This window comes from Bradyrhizobium sp. TM233 (assembly GCF_036247965.1).
GTDB lineage: Bacteria > Pseudomonadota > Alphaproteobacteria > Rhizobiales > Xanthobacteraceae > Bradyrhizobium > Bradyrhizobium ottawaense.
Genome location: NZ_BTIG01000001.1, coordinates 243242 through 265496 on the forward strand (window position 1 = coordinate 243242; position 22255 = coordinate 265496).

Annotated in this window: 22 protein-coding genes; 2 read left to right on the forward strand and 20 right to left on the reverse strand. The window is 63.1% G+C overall.

Features of this window, described 5'->3' with window-relative positions:
* Window positions 1-96: 96 nt before the first annotated feature.
* Genes AABA86_RS01155 through AABA86_RS01175 form a run of 5 tightly spaced genes read right to left on the reverse strand, consistent with a single transcriptional unit; the run spans window position 97 to window position 3497 of the window.
* Entirely contained in the window at window positions 97-708 is a 612-nt protein-coding gene (locus AABA86_RS01155) for a DUF3306 domain-containing protein (RefSeq protein WP_338305463.1), read from the reverse strand.
* A complete protein-coding gene (locus AABA86_RS01160) occupies window positions 705-1220 on the reverse strand; it encodes a DUF3305 domain-containing protein (RefSeq protein WP_338305465.1) in 516 nt (171 codons plus the stop codon). The genes AABA86_RS01155 and AABA86_RS01160 overlap by 4 nt, the downstream gene beginning before the upstream one ends.
* The gene (locus AABA86_RS01165; RefSeq protein WP_212248854.1) at window positions 1217-2224 is read right to left on the reverse strand and encodes a DUF6352 family protein; all 1008 of its coding nucleotides are present in this window, start codon (window positions 2222-2224) and stop codon (window positions 1217-1219) included. Before AABA86_RS01165 ends, AABA86_RS01160 begins: the two co-directional genes overlap by 4 nt.
* Window positions 2221-2760 carry a DUF6505 family protein gene (locus AABA86_RS01170; RefSeq protein WP_212248853.1) on the reverse strand — a complete coding sequence of 180 codons (540 nt, stop codon included), beginning with the start codon at window positions 2758-2760 and terminating at the stop codon, window positions 2221-2223. Before AABA86_RS01170 ends, AABA86_RS01165 begins: the two co-directional genes overlap by 4 nt.
* Window positions 2757-3497 carry a biotin/lipoate--protein ligase family protein gene (locus tag AABA86_RS01175; protein ID WP_338305466.1) on the reverse strand — a complete coding sequence of 247 codons (741 nt, stop codon included), beginning with the start codon at window positions 3495-3497 and terminating at the stop codon, window positions 2757-2759. The genes AABA86_RS01170 and AABA86_RS01175 overlap by 4 nt, the downstream gene beginning before the upstream one ends.
* Before the next feature lie 164 nt (window positions 3498-3661).
* Between AABA86_RS01175 and AABA86_RS01180 the strand changes: the two genes are divergently transcribed.
* Complete coding sequence (locus AABA86_RS01180) at window positions 3662-5632, forward strand: 4Fe-4S binding protein (RefSeq protein ID WP_338305467.1); 1971 nt, start codon at window positions 3662-3664, stop codon at window positions 5630-5632.
* Window positions 5633-5696: 64 nt separating this feature from the next.
* Window positions 5697-5996 (forward strand): hypothetical protein, encoded by a 300-nt coding sequence (locus tag AABA86_RS01185; protein WP_338305468.1) that lies wholly within the window; start codon window positions 5697-5699, stop codon window positions 5994-5996.
* A 5-nt stretch (window positions 5997-6001) separates the two neighbouring features.
* Here AABA86_RS01185 and AABA86_RS01190 read toward each other — a convergent pair whose 3' ends face one another.
* The 15 genes from AABA86_RS01190 to AABA86_RS01260 all read right to left on the reverse strand — a co-directional run bounded on the left by AABA86_RS01190 (window position 6002) and on the right by AABA86_RS01260 (window position 21527).
* Complete coding sequence (locus AABA86_RS01190) at window positions 6002-7291, reverse strand: c-type cytochrome (protein WP_338306131.1); 1290 nt, start codon at window positions 7289-7291, stop codon at window positions 6002-6004.
* 468 nt (window positions 7292-7759) lie between these two features.
* Complete coding sequence (locus AABA86_RS01195) at window positions 7760-8137, reverse strand: hypothetical protein (protein WP_338305469.1); 378 nt, start codon at window positions 8135-8137, stop codon at window positions 7760-7762.
* A gap of 357 nt (window positions 8138-8494) precedes the next feature.
* Window positions 8495-8677: a hypothetical protein gene (locus AABA86_RS01200; RefSeq protein WP_212248849.1), complete on the reverse strand. Its 183-nt coding sequence runs from the start codon at window positions 8675-8677 to the stop codon at window positions 8495-8497.
* Window positions 8678-8724: 47 nt separating this feature from the next.
* A complete protein-coding gene (locus AABA86_RS01205; RefSeq protein ID WP_338305470.1) occupies window positions 8725-9840 on the reverse strand; it encodes a WD40 repeat domain-containing protein in 1116 nt (371 codons plus the stop codon).
* An 8-nt stretch (window positions 9841-9848) separates the two neighbouring features.
* Window positions 9849-10157, reverse strand: coding sequence for a hypothetical protein (locus AABA86_RS01210; RefSeq protein WP_338305471.1), 309 nt, complete (start codon window positions 10155-10157; stop codon window positions 9849-9851).
* Window positions 10154-10603, reverse strand: coding sequence for a hypothetical protein (locus AABA86_RS01215; RefSeq protein ID WP_338305472.1), 450 nt, complete (start codon window positions 10601-10603; stop codon window positions 10154-10156). Before AABA86_RS01215 ends, AABA86_RS01210 begins: the two co-directional genes overlap by 4 nt.
* Before the next feature lie 15 nt (window positions 10604-10618).
* Window positions 10619-12685 (reverse strand): sigma-54-dependent Fis family transcriptional regulator, encoded by a 2067-nt coding sequence (locus AABA86_RS01220; protein ID WP_338305473.1) that lies wholly within the window; start codon window positions 12683-12685, stop codon window positions 10619-10621.
* Between the two features lie 100 nt (window positions 12686-12785).
* Window positions 12786-13280 (reverse strand): hypothetical protein, encoded by a 495-nt coding sequence (locus AABA86_RS01225; RefSeq protein ID WP_338305474.1) that lies wholly within the window; start codon window positions 13278-13280, stop codon window positions 12786-12788.
* Between the two features lie 212 nt (window positions 13281-13492).
* Window positions 13493-15124 carry a molecular chaperone GroEL gene (locus AABA86_RS01230; RefSeq protein WP_338305475.1) on the reverse strand — a complete coding sequence of 544 codons (1632 nt, stop codon included), beginning with the start codon at window positions 15122-15124 and terminating at the stop codon, window positions 13493-13495.
* A gap of 106 nt (window positions 15125-15230) precedes the next feature.
* Window positions 15231-16064, reverse strand: a complete 834-nt coding sequence (locus AABA86_RS01235; protein ID WP_338305476.1) for an iron-sulfur cluster assembly protein — start codon at window positions 16062-16064, stop codon at window positions 15231-15233.
* 5 nt (window positions 16065-16069) lie between these two features.
* Window positions 16070-17092: an amidohydrolase family protein gene (locus AABA86_RS01240; RefSeq protein ID WP_338305478.1), complete on the reverse strand. Its 1023-nt coding sequence runs from the start codon at window positions 17090-17092 to the stop codon at window positions 16070-16072.
* Window positions 17093-17227: 135 nt separating this feature from the next.
* The gene (locus AABA86_RS01245) at window positions 17228-17599 is read right to left on the reverse strand and encodes an MmoB/DmpM family protein (protein ID WP_212248840.1); all 372 of its coding nucleotides are present in this window, start codon (window positions 17597-17599) and stop codon (window positions 17228-17230) included.
* 6 nt (window positions 17600-17605) lie between these two features.
* The gene (locus AABA86_RS01250) at window positions 17606-18676 is read right to left on the reverse strand and encodes an aromatic/alkene monooxygenase hydroxylase subunit beta (protein WP_338305480.1); all 1071 of its coding nucleotides are present in this window, start codon (window positions 18674-18676) and stop codon (window positions 17606-17608) included.
* Between the two features lie 55 nt (window positions 18677-18731).
* Complete coding sequence (locus tag AABA86_RS01255; RefSeq protein ID WP_338305481.1) at window positions 18732-19772, reverse strand: 2Fe-2S iron-sulfur cluster-binding protein; 1041 nt, start codon at window positions 19770-19772, stop codon at window positions 18732-18734.
* Window positions 19773-19856: 84 nt separating this feature from the next.
* Window positions 19857-21527 carry an aromatic/alkene/methane monooxygenase hydroxylase/oxygenase subunit alpha gene (locus AABA86_RS01260; RefSeq protein WP_212248837.1) on the reverse strand — a complete coding sequence of 557 codons (1671 nt, stop codon included), beginning with the start codon at window positions 21525-21527 and terminating at the stop codon, window positions 19857-19859.
* Window positions 21528-22255 lie beyond the last annotated feature (728 nt).

Sequence of the window (22255 nt, forward strand, 5' to 3'; positions counted from 1 at the left end):
TTTTCTAACAAAGCACTAAGGAGAAGCGTAATCCCGGTTCCACGAACCGTCAATCGCCCGCCCATAGCCCCGGCCTATAGTCTTTGGTCGTGCTACTCAGTGCGGCAGTGCACCACCGTGCGTACGCGGCCTGACGGGTTCGGCAAAATCCGCAGATCTGTCCGCCACCGTCGGTTGCGCTGCAGCAGGGATCGCCTTGTATTCCGCCTCGGCCGGCGGCTCGACGATATCGGATACGGCGGTCGCATCGGCCTGATGCAATTGCGCTGAAGAATCCGCGGTTTCAATCGTCGCCTCGGGGAGAGACCGGACTGCCTCACGCACCCCGCCGACGATGCGATCGACGAGCGCGGCCAGCTCCTCCGAGGAGCAATCGAGCGGACCAAAACCCGGCATCGCGGTCGGATCGTTGAAGTCCCACGCATTCTCCGCGAGCCCGACGAAGTCGCGAATGGCGGGATCGGCCGCCCAGGCGCGGCGAAGCGCCGCACGGCTCAACTCCTGCGGAATACCCTTGCTCAGGAAGGCGGTGACGTCGGTCGTAGCGTTGATCTCGTCGATCGACGGCAGGCTCGAGAGATCGACCTCGCTCTCGTCGTCCTTTGCCTCGGACGGAGGCGTGGGCTGCGCCCCGACAGGCTTCGCCGGTTCCGCCTGCGACTCACGCTTGCGGCGTGACCAGCGTGCAAGGAACTCCTCGTCGCTCATTCCTGTCCGCCTTCATGTTCGCGGCGCGCCAGCGCCTCCGGGTCGGCGCGGCGCCGCGTGCGCTTGACGAATTCCCGCTCGACATGGTGCTCGGCCACGAACCTTTCAATGATTTCGCGCAGCACCTCCGGCATCGGCACGGCCTCGACGAGATTGTCGGCGGCTTCGGTAAAACCCTCGCCCTCCGCGGGATCGGCGGTCACCGCGGTGATGGCATAGGGCCAAGCGCCTTCCGAGGGCGACAGCACGGTCCAGAGGCTCGGACTGCCGGAGGCGAGATTGTCGCGATAGCGCGCTGTCTCGGACGGATAGAGATCGACGGCCGCGCTTCCGGCATAGAACAGCGTCGTGCCGTCCTGCTCGCGAAGCACGGTCCAGGGTCTCGTGGCCGGCTCGTCCGGCAGGACGGCGATCCCGCGCCAGACGAAATCGACCCAGGGCGAGTCAGCCTTGCGCCGCTCGACCACGACGCCGATCGCAATGGACAGCAATGGCAGCGCTGCAGGGCTCATGTCACCATCTCCAGGCGTTTCACCGGCAGCCCGGTCAGCAGATTCTGCGGCTTCAACCGCAGCTTCTGATCCGCCGTCATCGACAAGATCAGGTAGACCGGCTCGTCCCTGACATCGTCGAGCGCGCGGCTTGCATCCGCAAGGGTCAGCCGGAACAATGCGAGTAATCGATCGGCGCTGGGCTGATCGAGTTCCTCGCCATGCCAGAGGCGGTCGCCGAGCCTGGTGGCGTCGGCATCGAGCCCGACATACCAGCTGAGCTTCGCTTCCTGCAACGCGCGCAGCGGCTCGATCACGACGTCGATGCCAAGCAGATGGGAGATCCAGCGCGTCATCGCCTGCGCCAGCGCGGCTGGTCCGCGTCCGCCGGCCGTGAGGTCGAGGGCCATGTCGAACTGGTCGCTGCGCTGCCAATAGGTCCCGAGATTCTCCTCGCTCAACACGTCGACCACCGCATCGGTCGTGGCGCCCAGCATCGACATCAGCGAGAGCACCGGGGTCGGGTTCCGCCCGCCGACGATCTCCTCGTCCCCGAGCAGCAGGGCCTGCTCATGCGGCAGGATCCGCTGCATCCGGAAGAACAGCTCGGCCGCACGCAGCACGAACGGGTCGTCGCAACCATCAAGCGCATTGCGCAGGATGACGTGCACGAGCTGATTGACGAACAGCGGCGGCAGGTCGTTTGCGCCCGATCGCACCGATGCAAGATAGGCGGCTTCGAGCGTCGGGTGCCGCAACAGGAGATCGCGAAAGGCCAGCACGAACTGCCAGTTCTCCCGGGCGTCGGGATCGGCAATTCCGGCGATGTCGCCGACGCCGACCGGTTGGCGCGGGTCGGCGAGCAATTCGCGGTGCAGCCTGCGTTCGACCGGGCACGCATCCTCCGGCGGCATCAGTTCGGGACGGGCAATATAGGCCTTGAGGAATTCGTCGGTGACGCACAGTCCACCGCCCTCGCCGCGCTCGAGCAGATGATGGCCGCAGGCGATCCAGAAATCGTTCATCCGACGGTTGGCCCCCGACCCAGATGCGCAAGCTTGAGATTGCTGTCGGGCTCGATGTCATCCTCCATTTCCATGAACGAGAACGCCTTGCCATGCCTATCCCCTTCGCGGAGCTGCAGTCGGCGGAAGGACTCGCGGACCTCGCCGTCGTTTGCCGTCCGGTGCACTGCAATAAGTGAGCTGATCGGATGACTGCAGAGCGACTGCGAAAATGCCACCTCTTCTTCCGCGGCCGTCTTCGCGGTCGCCACGTCCGGCGCTCCGAAACGATCGACGAGTTGCCTGGCAAGGAGATCGACCAGGCTGCGGCAATCCTCCTCGGTCGCCGGAACGATCTGCGCCAGCGTCGACCAGCCCCAGGATTGCACCCCGAGGAAACCGCCGCGAAACGCCGCGCGCTCCTTGCCTTCGAGCTCTCCTCCACCGCGATCCCAGAAGCGAAAAGCGCCGGAGACGGCCCATTCGCCCGGCTCCGCCGCCACGTCGAACACGAAGGTGTCGGAGGGATCGAGCGCGATGGTACGCAGAAGCTTCACAGCCGCGGCCCTCCGCGTACCGGATCGAGCCAGGATGGCGCCGCGAGCGCCTGCACGAGGTCGCCACGCTCGATCGCGCCCATCCCGATCCGGCGCGTGAGGAGATCGCCGCGATCGTCGATCCGCCGCACGGTCTGCCGTTCACGGGGCATGCGGGAAAGATATTCGCGCGCGACGCCGTCAAAACCGTCCGCCTGCCAGCCATCGAATGCCAGCATCAGGTGCCGGGCAAAGCTCTCCGTGACCTGCGCCGCGCCGGCCTCGCCAAAGCCTTCCTGGTCGAGCGCCGAGGCGAGCGGATGAACCCCCGGCTCATCGTCATTCATGGCAATCGTCCGGATCATCGCTCCGAACACCAGCCACGGCGGCGGCTCCTCCTCAACGGCCGCGAGAGGCCATCCCATGCGGCCGCCGCCGACCAGACCTCCGTTGATCCTGACGGCGTCCGGCCAGCCGATCGCGATCGGCTTGCTCGGCGGCGCGCAGGCGCGCAGGGCATCGGTGAGCGCGACCATGCCGGCGTAGAACGCGCGCCGCGCGCTACGCAGCGGCTCGGCCGGCTCGAGCACCACGGCGAACTCCGCCAGGTCAAAGCGCCCAACATAGACGAGCGTGCCGGCGCCACTCTCCGGTGCAATGCGGCATGCGTGGGCAAAAGCGTCGCCACTCTCGCGCAACCGCACCAATGTGAACGGCGGCGGGAGCTGGATCGGTTCTGCCAGGGAAACGTGGCTCACTGGGATCGACGGCAGGCCGTCCTCCGCTTTCCTTTTCTTCCCGATGGATAATGTCTATACGAGGCGAGGGGCCGGCGCGAGTCCGTCGTCGGCGCCCGAATGGCGGAGGGGTCAACCTGGAACAGCCATCGAAGACCGTCCTGATCTGCTCGTGCGAAGACACGATGCGTCTCGACGTGGCCACGATCCGGCGAGGATGCCCCAACAGCGAGATCAAGGGCTTTCGCCATCTCTGCGGCGCCGAGCTCGATCACTTCCGCACGGCGGCCGCCGCTGGCGGCGCGCTGACGGTGGCTTGCACGCAGCAGGCGGCGCAGTTTGCTGAGGAGGCCGGCGAACGGCCTGATGCGATCAGCTTCGTCAACATTCGCGAAACGGCCGGATGGTCGCGAGACGGCGTACGGGCCGGTGCGAAAATGGCCGCCCTGCTCGCGTCCGCCTCCATCCCGGCCCCGGACTATCCGCTCGTCACCTTGTCGAGCGAGGGCGTGGTCCTGGTCTACGGGCGCGATGAGGCCGCGATCGAGGCAGGCCGCCTGCTTGCGGATCACCTCGACGTCACGGTGATGCTGAAGCAACTCGATGAGATGGTGCCACCCGTCGCAACGGCCTTCCCGATCGTGAAGGGGACGATCCGCTCCGCGAAGGGACATTTCGGCGCCTTCGAGCTTGCGATCGACGATTATGCGCGTCCCCGCCCCTCTTCGCGCGATCGCTTCGTGCTGGACGCGCCGAGAAGCGGGGTCACCTCGCGCTGCGACATCGTGCTCGACCTTTCCGGCGGAATGCCGCTGTTTCCTGCACATGAGTTACGCGACGGCTATCTTCGCGCAGATCCGAACGATCCCGCCGCGGTGCTTCGCGCCGTGCTGACCGCGCGTGATCTCGTCGGCAGCTTCGACAAGCCGAGATATGTCGACGTTACGCCCGGTCTTTGCGCCCATTCGCGCTCGAACCGCACGGGATGCCATCGCTGCCTCGATCTCTGCCCGACCGGGGCGATCACGCCCGTCGGCAATCACGTCGAAATCGATCCGAACGTCTGCGCGGGCTGCGGCCAATGCGCCGCCGCCTGCCCGACCGGCGCGGCATCCTATGCGCTTCCGCCCGCCGATACGCAGCTACAGAGAATTCGAGCCATGCTGCTCACGTACCACAAGGCCGGAGGCACGAATGCAGTTCTGCTCTTTCATGACAGCCCGCACGGCACACCGTTGATCGAGGCCCTGGCGCGTCATGGCGACGGTTTGCCGGCGAACGTGCTTCCCTTTGCCGTCAACGAACTCACGCAACTCGGGCTGGAGGCGATCGTCGGCGCCTTTGCCTATGGCGCATCGGCGGTACGGTTCCTGCTGCGCGCAAGACCACGCCATGACGTAACCGGACTGACGCAGACGATCGGCATGGCCGAAGCGATCGTTGGCGGCCTCGGCTTCGAGGGCCGCCGCCTCGCCACCATCGAAACGGATGATCCCGATGCCCTCGGCGAGCATTTGGCAGGTATCGGCGCGCTCGCAGCGGTCGCGACGCCCGCGACCTTCAGGACCGTCGGCAAGCGGCGCGACCTTTTGCGGTTCGCCCTGAGCGAGCTGCACCGCCTGGCGCCGAAGCCGGTCGACGTGATTGCCCTGCCGCCCGGTGCGCCGATCGGCGCAATCAGCGTTGATACCAGCGGATGTACGCTGTGCCTCTCTTGCGTCTCGGCGTGCCCGACCGGCGCGCTGCGCGACGATCCCGAGCGGCCCGTGCTGAAGTTCGTCGAGGATGCCTGCGTGCAATGCGGCCTGTGCCAGAGCACCTGTCCGGAAGGCGTCATCAGCCTCAAGCCGCAGATCGATTTCCGGGCGGCCCGCGCTCCCGCCGCGATTATCAAGGAGGAGGAGCCCGCGCTCTGTGTCCGCTGCGGCACCGCCTTCGGCGTCAAAAGCACGATCGACCGCATAGCGGCCAAGCTCGAGGGACGGCACTGGATGTATCCGGCCGGCGACAAGCGGCTCGAGGCACTCAGAATGTGCGCAGACTGCCGCGTCATCGTCATGAGTGAACAGCAATTCGATCCGTTCAAGGGCGCTTCCGAACGAACGCCGCCGCGGACGACGGATGACTATCTGCGCCAGCGCGATGGCACGGACTAGACGAAACTAACGGACATCTTCGCAGGGTCGGAAACCAAGGAAGCATCACCAAGGAAGCATCACCATGTCTCGTTTGATCACAGCTCTGTCGACGTGCATGATCTCCATCGCTCTCGCCGGCGGAGTTGCCGAAGCTGCCGCTCCTCCCCTCACCAAGGCGCAGAAGACCGCCGTGAAGCAGGCGATCGCCGCTTGCAAGGCCGAAGCCAAGGGTAAGAAGGTCGCGTGGCTGTCGCGCCGGAAATACGTCAATCACTGCGTTGCGGAAGCTCTAAAGGAGCACCCCAACATCGACGTCATTCAGATCCTCAAGCTGCATCCGGAGATGAGGGATCTCCCGGTGGACAATTGGGACTCGATCTGAGGTCGCTATCGCGACGTCGCACGGCCAAGGAAGTCGGTCAGCGCGCGGCGGTCCTCGGCCGAACCGATGCGCTGCTCCGGCATCTTGGTGCCGGGGGTGTAGGCGTTCGGTCCAACCTCGAACAGCTTTGCGACCGTCTCCGGCGACCAGACGATGTCCATGGTCTTCAGCGCCTCGGAGAAGCGATAGCCCGGGAGCGATGCGATCTTGCGGCCGTATAGTCCCGCAAGCGTCGGGCCCGCGCGCTGCGCCTCCTTGTCCGACAGCGTGTGACAGGCAACGCACGCCCGAAATACATCCGCGCCCTGATCGCCCGCATAGGCGACGAGCGGATCGGCCGGCGTTCCCACATGGTTCGAACCCATGGGATCACCGGTGCGCGCGTTCCAGCGCCTGATCCTGCCGTCCGCGCCTCCCGTCATCAGCGTCTCGCCGTCCGGCAGGAAGGCGACCGACCACACCGGGGCCCCCGGCCCGACCAGCGTTCGCAGCAGGCTGCGCGACTTGCGATCGATGATCGCCACCGTGCCGCCGATGCTGGCCGCGGCAATCAGCCTGCCGTCCGCCGACATCGTCAAGGCCACCACCGGTGCAGGACTGGCCGCGACCTCGCCGCTGACCTTGCCGTCAGTGGTCAGCATCCGCAGCATGCCATCGACTGCGCCTGTGACGATTTCACCATCCGGCGCCACGGCCACGGCGTTGAGCGGCGCCGGCAACGTCACAACGTCGGGCTTGCCATCCGGCAAACGCCAGATGCGCAACGTAAGATCATAACCGACGCTGACAATCGCCCCGCCGTCCGGCGTGAAAGCGACGCCGTTGACGTTCTGCGAATGCCCTTCGAGCACGCGCGATGCGCCGTCCGACCGCGACCAGAGCCGCACCGTCCGATCCCATGAAGCCGACGCGAGAAGCGTCCCCTCCGGAGAGACCGCGAGCGCGGCAATCGGACCGACATGTCCCTCGAATACCCGGTCCGGCTGCTGGCGGCCTGCCGTCCAGACCGCAATTCGCGCATCGGCACCGGCCGTGACCACGGCCCCGTCCTTCAGAAAGGCGACCGCGTTGACGGCATCAGCATGATACCGCAGCACTTGCTCTGCCGTATCAGTCTTCAGCGACCAGCGAATGGCTGCTGTGTCGAAGCTGCCCGACAAAAGACCGTCCCCATCGGGGGAGATGGCCAGCGCCCGAACGGGGCCGCCGTGTCCAGCCATGTCGGCTTGCACGGATGATACGGCAAAGAGGGCCCACAAGGCTGCGGCGCTCCCCACGCGAAAAGGTAGTCTCATTGACCCTCGCCGCGTCACGTTCACGCTCTCAAGATTGCCAGAAGAGCCGACGGAGATGAATATCCGAACCGATCTATTTGGCTGGTGCCGTCGTGGTCTTGGACGATCCTTGAGGCGCGGCCTGCATTCCAGGCGGACTCTGGCCTTGGGGGCTTTCGGCGGGCGCGCCACCCGAACCTGTATTGATCGGGCCCGTCCAGCCTTGCGGCTGTAGTTGGCCCTTCTCCTCGGGAGGGGTTGGTGCCGCAGATGAGTTGGTTTGCGCGGGTTGGGCGGAGGCGCTCTGGAAGAAGCAGAGTGCCGCGAAGCACAAGATCGTTGTTGGCAATTTCACGTCGGATCCTCCGGTGCGTGTACTAAACCGGGCAACGCTGCCTTCCGTTCCGGAGCGTGCAATGCAATAACCCGACTTCGCGCATCCTCCGCTTGAACGCCGGTGGTCCGAAGACTAGTCTCTGGCTGGTCACGTCAAGGACGACTGACATGCAGGGGCCAACGCGGCCATTTCTGCGGATGATGGCGCGGCTTCGCGCTCTGCGCGCGCTTGATGGGCCGCAAGATCCCATTTCCCGAGAAGCCTCGCCCTTCCTGATCCTCGTTGCCATCGTGCTTGCGCTTCTTTTTGCGATATTGGAAGTCGACGTGAATAGCGCGGCGCTTCGGTCCCTGGGCTTGATGGGCGATGGATTTTCCGTCGATCCCATCTTCAAGAGCCCATAAGATCGCTTGTGTCTCGGTGCGATCAACGAGTTTGCTCGCGGCAAGCCATGTCGTATAAACACCTCGACGGTTCGATCGAAGGAGGCTGCGGATGAAGGCTTTTCTTCTTGGCTGCGTCGCGGCCATGGTGATCGCGATAGCGGGAATGGTGGTCTTGAATCGGGTCCAGGAGCCCGTCGCCCAAGCGTTTGCTACGACCGGGGTGCGTCTCTGAGGCACTTGATTCCGGCCGGATACAATCGCCCCACCGCTTCGACATGGGTGAGACGGGCATATGGGGCGGCCTCTACACGTTCATCGATTGGGCCATTCAGTCGAAGCGCTATGTCGGCCCCCGGCCCACGTTCGAGTGCATCGATCCCGACAAGCTGGCTCCGCTGCCGCGCGATGCATTGTGGACGAGCTCATTGTCCCGAATAAGTCGCTTCGATATATTGCCCCCTTGACCCTTCGCTCAGATTTCGCGTGCAGTTAGACGACACGTCACTGTGTTGTTGCACTCCGCTCGAACGGCTTGTTTTCGGCGATGAACCTCGCCGCCAGCACCAAGGCGCCCATCGAGAACTCTTTTCCGTGCGCGGCAATCATGCGCTCGGAGAGCTCCGCCAGCTCCTTGAAGAACTGATCCTTGCTTGCGGCTTCATTCGACGCTTCAGTGACTGTCATGCATTCTCTCCTGGAGCTCGCGGCAAGGCTCGTCGCCCAGCTCGCCGTTATTTGAAGATTTGCGGCGGAAACGTCACGATCGCCGCCTCGCCGCCGTGTGTTCCGACGACAAGGTACTGGCCGTCGTCGGACCAGCGGACGGTTTGCACCGCGCTCTGGCCCGGCGGTTTGACGACCAGCTCGTCAGGTTCGCCAAGCCTGGCGATTACGACCCTGCCGTCGGTGTATCCCGCCGCGACCAACGGGCGTCCCGGATGCATATCCACCGCCTCGACGAGGACGAATCCGCCGCGGCCGGTGCCCAGGCTCGTCGGCTGTTCGCGACCGTCGTCGAGACTGGAAACGTCCCACGCGATGATGCGGTAGGCCCCGCTCGTCACAAGAACGCGGGAGTCCGCGCTCCACGAAAGAGACCCGACGCTTGCGGGATAGCTTGGAATCCGAACGGCCCGCGCGTCGGAAAGGCGCAGCAACACGATGCCGGCTTCTGCGACGGACATCGCCAACCAGCTTCCGTCGGGACTCCACGACAAGCTCGAGATTGAGCCCAAGGTCATTGAGATCGTGGGCTCAGGCCGTGGTCCGAAGGCACGCACAAGCAGGCAACCGTCAGCTCCTGTCGCGAAGCTCCGGCCGTCTGGCGAGACGGCCATCGCGGATGAACGCCCTCCCGCACGCTCCTGAAGCCATCCGACCTCGCCGTTGGAATCGCAGTATATGACCGACCCGCCAGAAGCGGCCAGAACACCGCCGGCGTGCACCGGGGCGACGAGATCGATCGGGGCCCCGAACTTCGCGGCTTGTCGGGTGACGCCGGATGCCGACACATGCAATAGCTGGCTGCCATCGCTTGCGATGAAGCCCTCAGGCTCGATCGAGGCGAGATGAAGCGAAGCATCGCTGATGACGACTTTCGTCAACGGCGGGACCGGCTTCCGCCGCGGGGAGATCGTCGATCGGCCGCCGTCCAAGGCCATACGATAGCGATCCTTCGGCGGTTCGCTGTCGGCCAGCGGAGCGATGGCCAGAGAGCCGTCGGCAAGCGCGAACGCCACTGCCTCTCCCGCAGCGTCGAACGCCACGTTGGTAACGGGCGCCCCCATGGTCCAATGCCGACCAAGCAGTTCATAGAGCGTAGCGGTTTCGGCTTCCATCGTGTCCATCGGTCATCTCACCTGCCGGTCGCAATACACCTGTCGAGTTCTTCAAGGCGTCGTTCCAGTGCGGCGCATTGGGCGTCGCATGTTGCCATTCCGGCCTTTGCTTCTTTCAAGCGCTCGTGCGCTTCCTCGATCGCGTAGGCGAACGCATGCGAACCGCCTGTCGCCGCAATCTCCTGCTCAATCCTCTGAATCTCGAATTCTGCTCCACCAGCAAGCTGACGGTTCAGAAGGCTCCACGATTGAGCGGCCGATATCTGCTGAACGACGAACAACCGCTCCTTCAGCATTTCGACAAGGATTTCCGGATCGACATTCATGCGCTCGGCTCGATTTGATCCAGGATCCGCTGGAGGCCCCGGGCATCGGATACGAAGTGTTGCTGCGCGTCATTGACGTGAGATTGCAGCGAGTCCCACAAATCGACTCTCAGCAACCGTGCCGGATCGCCCGCCATCGTCTCGATGGTCTGGAGGCCGAACTGATGCCGCAAGCCGATACCCTGCAATACGAAATCCGACAGCTCGCGTGCATGCGTTTCGATGAAGGGTCGCAGCAGCGGATGCACGCCGTAGCTCATGCCGCGCTTTGCGAGTTCGGCTTCGATAAACATGATGAAGTGTCGCACCAGCAAATCCTGGCTTTCGCCGACCAGGTGCACCACGAAGGTGACGTCGCGGTCGGCGCGCGCAAGGATCTGCGAGGCCAGCGTCGCCGCAGCGACCGGCCCTTCCCCGCCCTTTTGTTCATCCCAGACAGCCGCCATGCCAGCCCCCGATCGCTAGGTCCGGGAACGGTATTGGTGCAGTTTGCGGTACAGCGTGGCGCGCGAAAGCCCCAGCTTTTCCGCGGCAGCGGCAATATTGCCGCCGGCGTTTGCGACGGCCCTCTCGATGGCACGACGCTCCATCTCGTCAAAGCGCGCGATCTCGTCACTCTCCGATCCCGTCGCGCTATTGTCCGACCGCACGGAGATCGAGGGAGGTTGAGCCGGCGCCACCTCCACGAAATCCTCCGGCAAGTCCCTGGGAGTGACGATGCCGGTGATCGTCATCAGCACGAGGTTTTCGATCAGATTGCGCAGCTCGCGAATGTTTCCCGGCCAGGAATAGCGACGCAGCAATTCCATCGTGGCCGCCTCGAAGCGCAGCGGCTGGGTGCTGTAGATCGTCGCGAATTGTCCGTTGAAGTGGTCGATCAGGATCTCGACATCGCCCAGCCGCTCGCGGAGCGGCGGGATGGTGAACTTGACGACGCCGATCCGGAAGTACAGATCCTTGCGGAAGCGCCCCTCGGCCACTTCCTGCTTCAGATTTCGATTGGTTGACGCCACAAGCCGCACGTCCACCGAGCGCGCCTTGCTGTCACCGAGCCTGTAGACCGCGCGCTCTTCCAATACGCGGAGCAGGTAAGGTTGCAGGTCCATCGGCATCTCGCCGATCTCGTCAAGGCTGAGCACGCCGCCATTGGCAAATTCGAACCGCCCGGGCCTTCCCTCGCGCGTAGCGCCGGTATAGGCGCCCGGCGCATGCCCGAACAATTCGCCGCCGAGCAGCTCTTTGGAAACCGCACCGCAATTGAAGGCAACGAACGGCTCCTTGCCCGACTTCAGACTGGCGGCATGAACCAGGCGGGCGAACAGTTCCTTGCCGACGCCCGTCTCGCCCTCGAGCAGAATCGCGGTTCGGCCGAGGGCCGCCCGCTCGACTTTCTGCACCACGTCCAGCAACGCCTCGCTGCATCCGACGATCGCTTCCTTTGCCGACATCAGGGCTGTGCGGGCCGTCGGCGACATCTCGGATGCAGCAGGATGTGTCCGCGGCTTCGAAGCGAGCACGAGCATCGCGCCCTTCACCACCCCGTCGACGACCAGCGGCTCGATCCGCTGTTCGCGCAGCTCCTCGGGCAACCCCTCGGCCAAGTCCTTGCCCAACAGACCTTCGCGGCTTGGAAGAATCTGTGACCCAATGCTCAACTCACGAGACTGCGCGATCCGTCGCCAGCGAGCCGACGCCATGTCGTTGTGATGGACGACCCGACCGAAGCGATCCAGGATCACTACGCCGTCAGTGCTGCCCATCCCCGGCATTTGAGAAATGCCTGCCTCGAGCAGGCGTATTCTTTCGAGCCGGATCTTTTCCGAGAGTGCGAGCTCGATGTGGTTGGCCGCAATCACGGCCAGCGCGACATTGTGCCGATGAAAGATCGCCTGGGGTCCCGAAAAATCGATGATGCCTATGATGCTGCCGTCGATCGGGCTACGAATGGGGCTACCGACGCAGGTCCAGGCTTTGATGCCCTCGGAAAAATGCTCCGCGGCGTGGACATGAACCGGTTTTCCCGTGACGAGCGCCGTGCCAATGCCGTTGGTGCCGGTCACCGTCTCTCCCCAGGCGGCGCCGACTTCGAGCCGAATATCGTGCCCGGCATCGATCGTCCTCTGATCGCCCCCGACATCAAGCACGACGCCATTCCTGTCGGTGATGACCAGCATGGTGGCCGCATCGCCGAGTACTTCCGCAACGCGGCGGAAAGTCTGGGCGCTGGAGCCTAGCAGATCATCGTTCTTCAGGCGCAGCTCATAGAGATCGTCCGGCGAGGTCACGAAGCTGCTGCCCTTGCAATGAGCATTCACTCCCGACTTGACGCTGCGCTGCCATGATTCTTCGATGACGCCTCGCACCAGAGCGCTCTCGCGCTTTGCATCTCCGAACGTCAGGAAGTTTTCCCACGCCTTGTTGGTCTCACGTTCATCGTACGGCCGTCCCTGCTCCGCATCCGCGGCCTCCGGCATTTTGTAGCCTTCCAGGGAAAACGGCGGCTTAGCCATGAAGGTTTCCGTCAGCATTGGAGCACCAAACCTATATTGGCAAACAGCAGCTTGATCGGCAGAAACGACATCAGCCGGGCCAATGAGATCGTGCTCTCACCGGCTCGGCTTACGCAGGTCATTCGACCGTTCTGGCGATCGCGTCCAAACCGAGACGGCCCGAGATGATCCGCTCCAGGCGCGCTTCCGACGCCTCATCGGGCACTCTCACTCCCTCGAGGTCCATCAGAACCTTGTGCAGTTCGTCATCGAGCGGCTCGAAGATTCCATTCTCTCGCGTCGCCAGAGCGAAGTGCCGCGATTGCCCGCCGCCGCGCAATTCGCCGACAAAATGGAGTTGCCGCCCCGAGGCGAGATCGGCAATCACAACGCGGCCGTTATAGCTGATCCGCACATAGGGCTCGATCTCCTTCGGGCGAGCCCGAGGCGTGGACCAGAGCTTGCCCGACGGCTGGGGCTCAGAGGGAGGCGCCGGATTGCGCAACTCCTGCCAGCGGCCGAGCGTCAGATGATTGGCGAGCGAATTGATCGTCGTGCGGTTCTTCTGAAGGAAGTCCTTCGCCTTGAGCTCTTCGCGGTGCGGACCGTCGCGCTTGGAGATGATGTAGGCCATGTCCCGTTTCCTCCTGCCCCGGTTTGTCGAATGACCGCGGAGGCTTATGATTTGCCTCCTTCGGGCTCACGCCGAAGCTTGCAAGATTGTAGCTGTTTCCAGATCGTTGTCACCGGCCAATCATTCGATCGTGACGGTCAAGCCATCGCCGCATTTGGCGCGTCACGTCGGCCATTGTCGCCTTGGCGGCACGCGAACCGCGTTCATGTGCTTCAGGCCCGCCCAAGCTTTTCTGCCCCGCCGCCCAGCGCAGCTCCCTGCGTCGGATCAACATACTCCGGCACATCGGCAACCAGCGTGTTGGTCGTCAGCACCAGCGTGGCCACGGAAGCGGCATTTCGAAGCGCGGTATACGTCACCCTGACCGGGTCGACGATGCCGGCAGATACCATGTCGATGAACACGCCGTTTGCAGCGTCGAACCCGACCCCGGCCCGCGAGCTCTGCAGCTCGGCCACAACCTTCGCCGCATCATGGCCGGCATTTCGGGCAATGAAAGCGGCGGGACGCGACAGGGTTTCGCGCACCAGCTTGATGCCTTCACCGAGGTCTCCATTGATATTGCCGAGCGTGCGCGCCACCACCGGCGCGCACTGCGCCAATGCTGTCCCGCCCCCCGGCACGATGCCCTCCTCGGCCGCAGCCCGCGCCGCGTTGAGCGCATCGTCGATCAACTGGATCGTGCGCTTCTGCTCGACCGGCGTGACGCCGCCCGCAAAGATCACCGCGGTCCCGCCCGAGAGCTTGGCCAGGCGTTCCTTGAGCTTGTCCTGCTCGATGTTCGGCGGCGCCAGATCGTGCTGCTTGGCCACCTGCTGTCGGCGCGCGGCGATCGCCGCATCGTCCCCGCCGCCCCGGATGATCACCGTTTCGCGCGCACTGGCCCGAACCTGCCGCGCAGTGCCGAGGTCGGCAAGGCCGGCCTCTTCCAGCGTGCCCCCGAGTTCGCGGGCGATGACCCGCCCTCCGGTGATGATGGCGAGGTCATCCATCATGGCCTTGCGCCAGTGGCCGTAGTCGGGCGGATTGACCACCAGAACCTTGCCGCGGTTGCCTTCGCCGAGCAGCGTTACGACCACTTCCGGGGCGATCTCTTCGGCAACGATGACGAGCGGTTTCCCGGTCTCCGCGACCCTCGCGCGCAGCGCCGCCAGCTCGCCCGGCGTCTTGATCTTCAGATCGGTCAGGAGAATGTAGGGCTGATCCAGCACCACCTCCATCTTCTCGACATCCGTCACCATGTGGTGGGAAATGTAGCCGCGATCGAACGACATGCCTTCAACCACCTCGAGCGTCGTGTTCGTCGTCAGTCCGTATTCCGAACTGATGATGCCGTCCTTGCCGACGCGCTCCACCGCCTCCGCGATCAGACCGCCGAGATGGGAGTCGGTCGACGCAATCGTTGCCACGGCCTGTAGCGTCTTGCGGTCCGACACCGGAATTGCCGCACTCTTCAGGCTCTCGACCACGATTTCGACGGCGCGGTCGATCCCCTTGCAGAGATCGACCGGCTTGGCGCCGCGCTCGAGGGCCGCAACGCCGCCTTGAATGAGACCGTTCGCCAGCACCATCGCCGTCGTCGTACCGTCGCCGGCGACTTCGTTGGTCTGCATCGAGACTTCGCGCACCACCTGGGCGCCCATGTTCTCGAAGCGATCCGGCAATTCGATCTCGGAGGCGATGGTAACGCCGTCGCGCGACACGATGGGCGTGCCGATCGGCCTGTCGACCATCGCGTTCATGCCCTTGGGACCGAGCGTCGATTCGATCGCGGCGGCCAGCTTCTGGACGCCGCGCGCAAGAGCGCGACGAGCCTCTATGTCATGCAGCAAGACTTTTGGCATTGCGTTTCACTCCCACGTGGTCGTTTCTCGGTCATCAGGACGGGCGCACTTGATGTCCGCTCCGTTGTTGTCGGCACCCACAGATCGCGCGCGTATCAGCGCGACCTCACGCGAGGGCCGCGGAATGCTTGTTCGTTGCAGTCGATCCGGAAGACCGCGCGGCGCAGCCACTGCCGCAACCTCCGCACGGAGCTGGCGTCTGCTCCGCGCGATCCGCGTCCGGCTCGAGATAGCGCACTGCAAGAAGGCCCCGGCATAACGAGCTGTTGAACTCCATGTTGATGCGCACGCCTCGCAAGCGCTGCAGATACGAAGCCATTTCGTGGCGCTCGATGGGGGCCCCATCGAAGGTAACGAGGGCGGGGTCGGCCGGGAGAGCGGCGAGGCGCCGCCCAACCAGAAGCTCGCGATAGCGCGGCTTCTGGCGCGCAACTTCTTCCGAGCCGAAGTCGATCGCGTCGAACGCGCCCAGGCTCATGCGGCAGATCGCGTGATCCTCATAACCCAGCCCGCGCAATGCCAGGATCATGACCTCCTGGCGCCGCTCGAACGCCTTGCGGCGGAATTTCTCCCGCAGATCGTCAAGTGAACCGCCGCTTGCGAAATCCTTGAGTGCTTCGCCAAACGACCTGCCCTCGCGGACGCCCCGGTTGATCTCCTCGGCGACCATATGATCACGAAGCTGCGGGCGGGCCTCGCGAACCCAAGGCAGCGAGGACACCGCCCGACGCATATCGTCGGCCATGAGGAACGCGAAGTTCGCCGAGCACCAGTAAGTCGGCAGGCGAAAGACGATGTCGACTCCATCAACATGATCGACTGTGACCCGTTCGACGAATCCAAGCTCGGTGACCGGTTCGTCCAGCTCGGGATCCGTGACCAGCGCGAGGCGCTCCCACACCTCGTTGGTCCTGCGATCGTGCTGATGGAGCGCGTTCATCGGCTCTACTCCGCTGCCGTCGCGTGGATTTTCTGCCCGAGCTTCGCCTTCTGCGCCTCGACGTCGACTCCATAGAGACGTGCGGCGTTGAGGCCCAGAATCTTCCTCTTTGCCTGCTGGGTGAGGTCGACGCCGTGCTCCTGCTTCAGATCCTCCGGCAGCTCGAAATTCCAGAACTTCTCGACCAGCCAGCGCGGCGTCCAGATCGCGTAGTCGCTGCCGAAAAGCAGCTTGTCCTCGCCGACCCAGAACAGCAGTTCGCTGATCACTTCGGCGAAATAGCGCGGACGTCCGTGTATGAACGGCAGCGCCACCGCGAGGCCGCCGTAGACGTTCGTCTCCTGCACCGCGATCCAGCAAAAATCATCGAGGCGCGGCAGACCGCAATGTTCAATGATGAAGTTCAACCCCTGGAAGTCGGTCGCGGCATGGTCGACGTCGTGAACGTCGAACGCATCCTTGTCCAACGGAATGATCGTCGGCCCCTTGTGGACATGGATGTTGGTGATGCCGAGCTTCTGGCAGAGTTCGAGGCAGCGATAGGCGTTGGGATCCGTGAGCTTCCACCCACGCGAGTCGCCCTTCCACTCGGCGGTATAGAGCTTGACACCCTTGATGCCGAACGTCTCCTTCATGTAGTGGATGTACTCGAGTGCCTTCTCACCATCGCGCGGATCGAAGGCGCCGTTGACGATGAAGCGGTCCTTGTACTTCTTCGCCATCTCGGCGTTGCGATCGATGGTGTTGAACCCGTTCTTGTAGAACTCCGTGAGGTAGGTCGACTGAACGACGGCCATGTCGTCAGGACCGTCGACGAACAGATCGTGGTACATCTGGTCGGCGCTGTATTTCTCGAACTGCTCCTTCGGCCAGAGCTTGTCCTTCGGGCTGAGCGAGGTGTGGTAGGCGTAGAAACAGTCGATGAACTGCTTGCCGTGGACGTTGAGCTGATTCGCCGGACTTCCGTCCCAAAAATGGGTATGGCCGTCGATAACGAACACTTCCTCGCCGCTGGGAGTTATGAACATGATGCTCTCCGGAAATTCCTGGTTGGCTCTGGTCGATCAAACGAAGCGCAGTGGTCGGGCGGGACCACATCGAGAAGCGGCGGGGCTACAGCCGCTGGGGATGCGGCCCCGCCCAGTCAGGGAGGCGATGGAGACTCATTCGATGTATTCGAAGACCTCGTCCATGTTGCCGAACAGCGTCACCGTGTTGTCGTCGATGCGCACCATCCGTCCGTAGTGGGTCGAGGTATTCACTTCGAAGATCTCGGCCGTCATGTCCTTCCCGAGGATTTCGCTGATTTCATCCATCTTGAAAGTCAGCTTTCCCTCGCCGTCGATGCGGATCAGGGCCGGCTGATAGGTCACCGTCACGTTCGGCTTCTTCGCCATGAACTCGGCGATGGCGCGCGCCTCGACGCTGTCATTCATGGTGACGCCGCACTGATGGGAAATCGTCTGCTCGAAACGAAGGTCCCCCATCTTCTGGAAGATATTCTGGTTGGTCGCAGATCTGGAAACGACGGACATTGCAATTTACTCCTTGGGAAGGGTGAGGCCGAGCTCGCCGAGAATCTTCTTGATGCGTTCGACCGACTGCGCACGCGCGTCGGTGTACTGCACCGGCTTCGAATGCGGCTGCGACCAGATCGGCTGCAGGCCGGCGGCCGCCTTGTTGGCGAGCGCGACATGCTTGTTCACCCACCCCTGGAACAGCTTCTTGTTGTGGGCGCCATGCTGATTGTCGGTCACCAGAAGGTGCATCAGGTCGATCGTGTTCGCGAGATTGCGCTCGTAGTCCGCTTCGGCGGACGAAATCACCGGCGGCGTGATGAAGTCGCCGTTCGACGAGGCTACCTGCATCAGGAAGCCGCTGCGAAACAGTTCGCCGACCAGCGGCTCGAACACGATGTTGGTGGCGAAATACTGCTCGAGATAGTCGGCCGAGCCCATGATCGACTCGATCGCTTCGCGCGTTCCTTGCCAACCCTTGTCTTCCAGCCAGACGCGCTTGCCGGCCGTGTCGTCGAAACCCGGAATGTCCATTCCGATCTCGGCGAGATACAGCGTAATATCCTGTGAAAGGCGAAGCTTGTAGGACGAGTTCGTCAGCGTCGCATTGTTGATCATCTGGGTGTAGCCGTAACGCTGAGCCTGCATCAGCGACGTGCCGAGACCGAACTCGGCGTGCTTCCACGCACCGAGATGGTTCTGCAGGATCTTGATCCAGGCCTTGTCGAAGCTCTTCGGTGCCCCGGACTTGCGACCGTTGGCGATCACGGCCTGGACCATGGCTTCGATCTTGGACTGGCGCTGGTAGTGAGTGCGCTCCCACTCCTGGTCCGGAGCACGGAACGCATGCCAATTCGAGCTGAGGGCCGCCGTGTTGTCCTTGGTGTATGCACCCTTGCCGTTGGGGAAGGAGATGATCCAGTCCTGCAACAGGTATCGCTCCGGATCCGGTTGCACGTCGACGGTCACGTCTTCGTAGTGCGTGGCTCGCTTGCTGCGGGGCTCGAAATAGCGGTATCTGCGGCTATCCGAATCCGGAAACACCGCAGAACCTGCTGCACCGGATTTGGCTGATACGGTTTGAACGGCAGTCATGGTCGTCTTCCTCCTCCTGTTGTTGGGCTCTAGCTCGTTGGGCGGTCGAGGCGTCTTAGTTGTTCGCCGGCGTGAACTTGTCGAAGAAGATGCGGTCCGACTCGACATCGCTCATCTGCAACACTGGCGTCAGCGCCTCGATCATTGGCGATGGTCCGCAGGCATAGACGTCGACGTCTTCGCCATAGTCCGCACCGCGAAGGTGCTCTCCGACTGCCTCATGCACGAAGCCCTTTGCTCCGCCCCAGGCCGTGTCGTCGGCCGCATGGGAGAGAACCGGGACGAAGGTGAACTCCGGATGCCTGGCGGCGAGCTCCGCGAAATGGTCGAGATAGAAGAGATCGTTCTGCGTCCTGGCTCCGTAGAAGAAGCGCACCGGACGAACTTCCCCGGAGCTGATGTGATCATGCAGGATGGACCACAGCGGCGACATTCCGGATCCGCCGCCGACCAGGATCATGGCTCCGGTTTTGTTTTCTCGTCGGAAGCAGGTCCCGTAGGGTCCTTTGATTCCAACTTCGGTTCCGACGGCGAGATCTCCGTCGAGTCGTGAGGAGAAACGCCCGTTGGGGTACTTCTTGATGATGAACGCGAGTTTTTGGCTTTCGCCCGGCGAATTTGCCATGGAAAACGAGCGCGTAATCGTCTCTGGTCCCGGGAGCGTGATGTCGACATATTGACCCGCCCAGAACTTCAGAGGTTGCTCCAGTGTGATTTCGAGGCGGCGGATGTCATGGGTCAGCGCAGAGACGCTGGTAACGGTGCCCGTGAAATCCTTGACGGGGATCGATTTCGACAGCACTTCCTCGTCATAGTTGAGGAGTTCCACCTCGAGATCCGAGTACGCCAAGGTCCGACAGAGCAGGATGTAGTCCTGGCCTCGCTCCATCTCGTTGAGGGCAAACGTCGAGTATTTCTTCAGCTCCACGTCGCCCCCGGTGAGGACGCATTTGCACGCCGAGCACTGCCCTTCCTTGCAACCATGCGGCAGCGCGATCCCTTGGCGAAACGCGGCGTCGAGAACAGTTTCGTTCTCCTCGACCTCGAACTCTATGCCTACCGGTTGCAGGCGAACGACATTGGCGGGCGCGCCCATAGGGGCCTCCTCAAACGAACGCATTCATATCTTCCGGGGAGCGATCGGGAAGGAGCCGGCTGAAGCCGGCCCCTTCCGTTTCACCTAGTTGCAGGGATTGATGGTGAATCCCTTGCGATAGTCGGCGAGATGCTTCTCCCGGTCGCCCGGGCTCATCTCCCGCAGCGTCTGCAGCGGGCTCTTGAGGATGTGGCCGCGGACATCGTCGAGCGTCCACATTTCCTTCTGGTCGAAGCGGAGGTGCGGCTGCGCGACCAGGGTCTTGCCATCCGTGCGGACGAAGCCGAGATCCTTGATGGCGTCGGCGATATCGACATTGTGGTACACACTTTCCCACTCGCGACGGCCGCTGAACCGGCCCATCGCCGGGGTCGGACGCCCCTGGTACTCGCCGGCGAAGGCTTCGACGGCCGTCCAGCGATCGAGCTCATGGGCGAAGGTGTGCAGCTTGCCGTCGATCTCGTCGGTGACCATGTCCTCGCGGATGAGGCAGGGCACGAGGCACGACCAGCAGCGATGCGGATAGACGTAGCCAACATCGCCGTTGAAGAGAATGTTGGTCTGACCGCGATGCGACAGCTTCTCGTACCACTTCCAGAATTCGCCGAACTGCGCATACCAGCCCGGATATTTGTGCTCGAACCACTCGAAGTCCTTGTCGGTCTGGGCTTCGATGCGCCAGAAATTCGCCGACCAGCCGACCGCGAAGAACTGGGCGACCTTGTGGACGTAGTGCTTCTCGGTCAGCCGCTTCCAGGCGGTCTGCACGTCGTCATGATGGATCTTGATGCCGTACTTCTCGAGCGGCAGCATATAGGTGCGATAATAGTCCTCGAAGATCCAGCGGTGCCACATCTCCGCATAGGACTCCTTGTTCTTGTCGCGGTTGGTGGTGCCGTACTCGATGAACGTCCCGATCGCCGCGTCGACGATGGCGTGGTTCTGCCAGAAGGCATAGCGCATGTCGCGCTCGAGCAGCAGGTGATTCTCCGGCTCCTTCAGCATCGACATCAGCATCGAGTGGCCGTTGCCGATGTGGCGGCTCTCGTCCGACTGAACCGAGAGGAAAACCGTTGGCAGCGCATAGTCGCCGTTGCGCGCCGCCTCCGACGGCATCGCGACGAACAGCGTGTTGGTGAACGCCGTCTCGGCGACGACGGTCAGGTAGACGTTCGCCGACGTGATGGCGTCACCCGTGATGAAGCCTTCACCGAACTGGCGACCGATGGTGGTGGCGTAGCACTTGCCGAACGCCTCCTCCGTGATGTCGAAGCCGGCCGGGTCGATGTAGTTCTCCATGTACCATTTCTTCAGGTTCATCTGGATGGTCGAGTGCCGGAACTCGTCGACCATCTGCATGGTGAAGCCGGTGCGGAGATCTTCGCCGGGTGCAAGGCGCCCGACCATCGCCATGGAACGTGCCGCCGAGATTTCCGGGAACGGGATGATCGCAAGGAACAGCTTCATCCACTCGACCCAACGCGGCTCGACGTTGCGGAACATGTCGCCGCGCAGCGCGGCATCGAGCGCGCCGTAGACGCGGTTGTCCTTTTCCTCCTGCATCGGGAAATAGGAGCGAAGGACCTGCTTCATCGGATCCTTCGGCGCCTTCGTGATCTTGTAGTCGGTGGGGAAGGTCATCGCTTCCTGGACGTAGGACGGATTCCAGCCGAGATCTGCAATCTTCTTTGCAGCCTCACCGACGGAAATGCCGCGCTGGGCGGTGATCTTGTTGAGCGTTAGCGTTCCAGACATCTCGTCTTTCCTCCTGATCGGGTCAGAAACCACATCGATATTCCGCCTGCCTGGACCTTCGCGGACCGGGCAGTGCTTACCCGTGCGTTACGGGCCACCTCGCGACCGTTTGCACGGCCGGACGTTTGATATCGGCAAGGGTCTCAGGATGACTGTGGAACGCCTCAGGGATGATCAGGAGCGATCTTCGGACCCAGCCGTCTTCCGATCGCAATTGCGTCACCCCCATGCGAGGTTCGCCCTCAGCTTGACATCCCCTTCCCTCGTTCTTGTCGCGGCTCGCCCCGGACGGAGCAGTCAGCGTTGTTGTGCCAAACAGCTTTGCAATGGCCGTGCCAGCGCACACTCGTCTCGCCGGATCGATTTCCGGCTGCCGGAAGCAAGGATCGGCGCTGACAACGACGTCACGGCTTTGCAGCTCGCGACCTGCGGAAATGCAAACTGCGACAAGAGTTGCAGAATGAGAATCGGCGCAACGCGAAGACCGTCACTTTGCAGCGCAATGTTTGCGCCGCAGCAGTGTCGCCCCCAGGCAAAGGTTTTGGCGCTTTCGGGATCGAGCGCGGTTCCGCCCGATGCGACAGGCTTCTTTCGCGTTGAAGACCACGCATGCCGAGACTGTTTCGTTGCCCGCCCACTCGGACTAGCGATAGTCGTCGAAGCCGGCCGACCGCTTTGATTGCCGAACGTTCTCGATCCAGAGCTCGGTGTACCGGGCGTAGCAATCA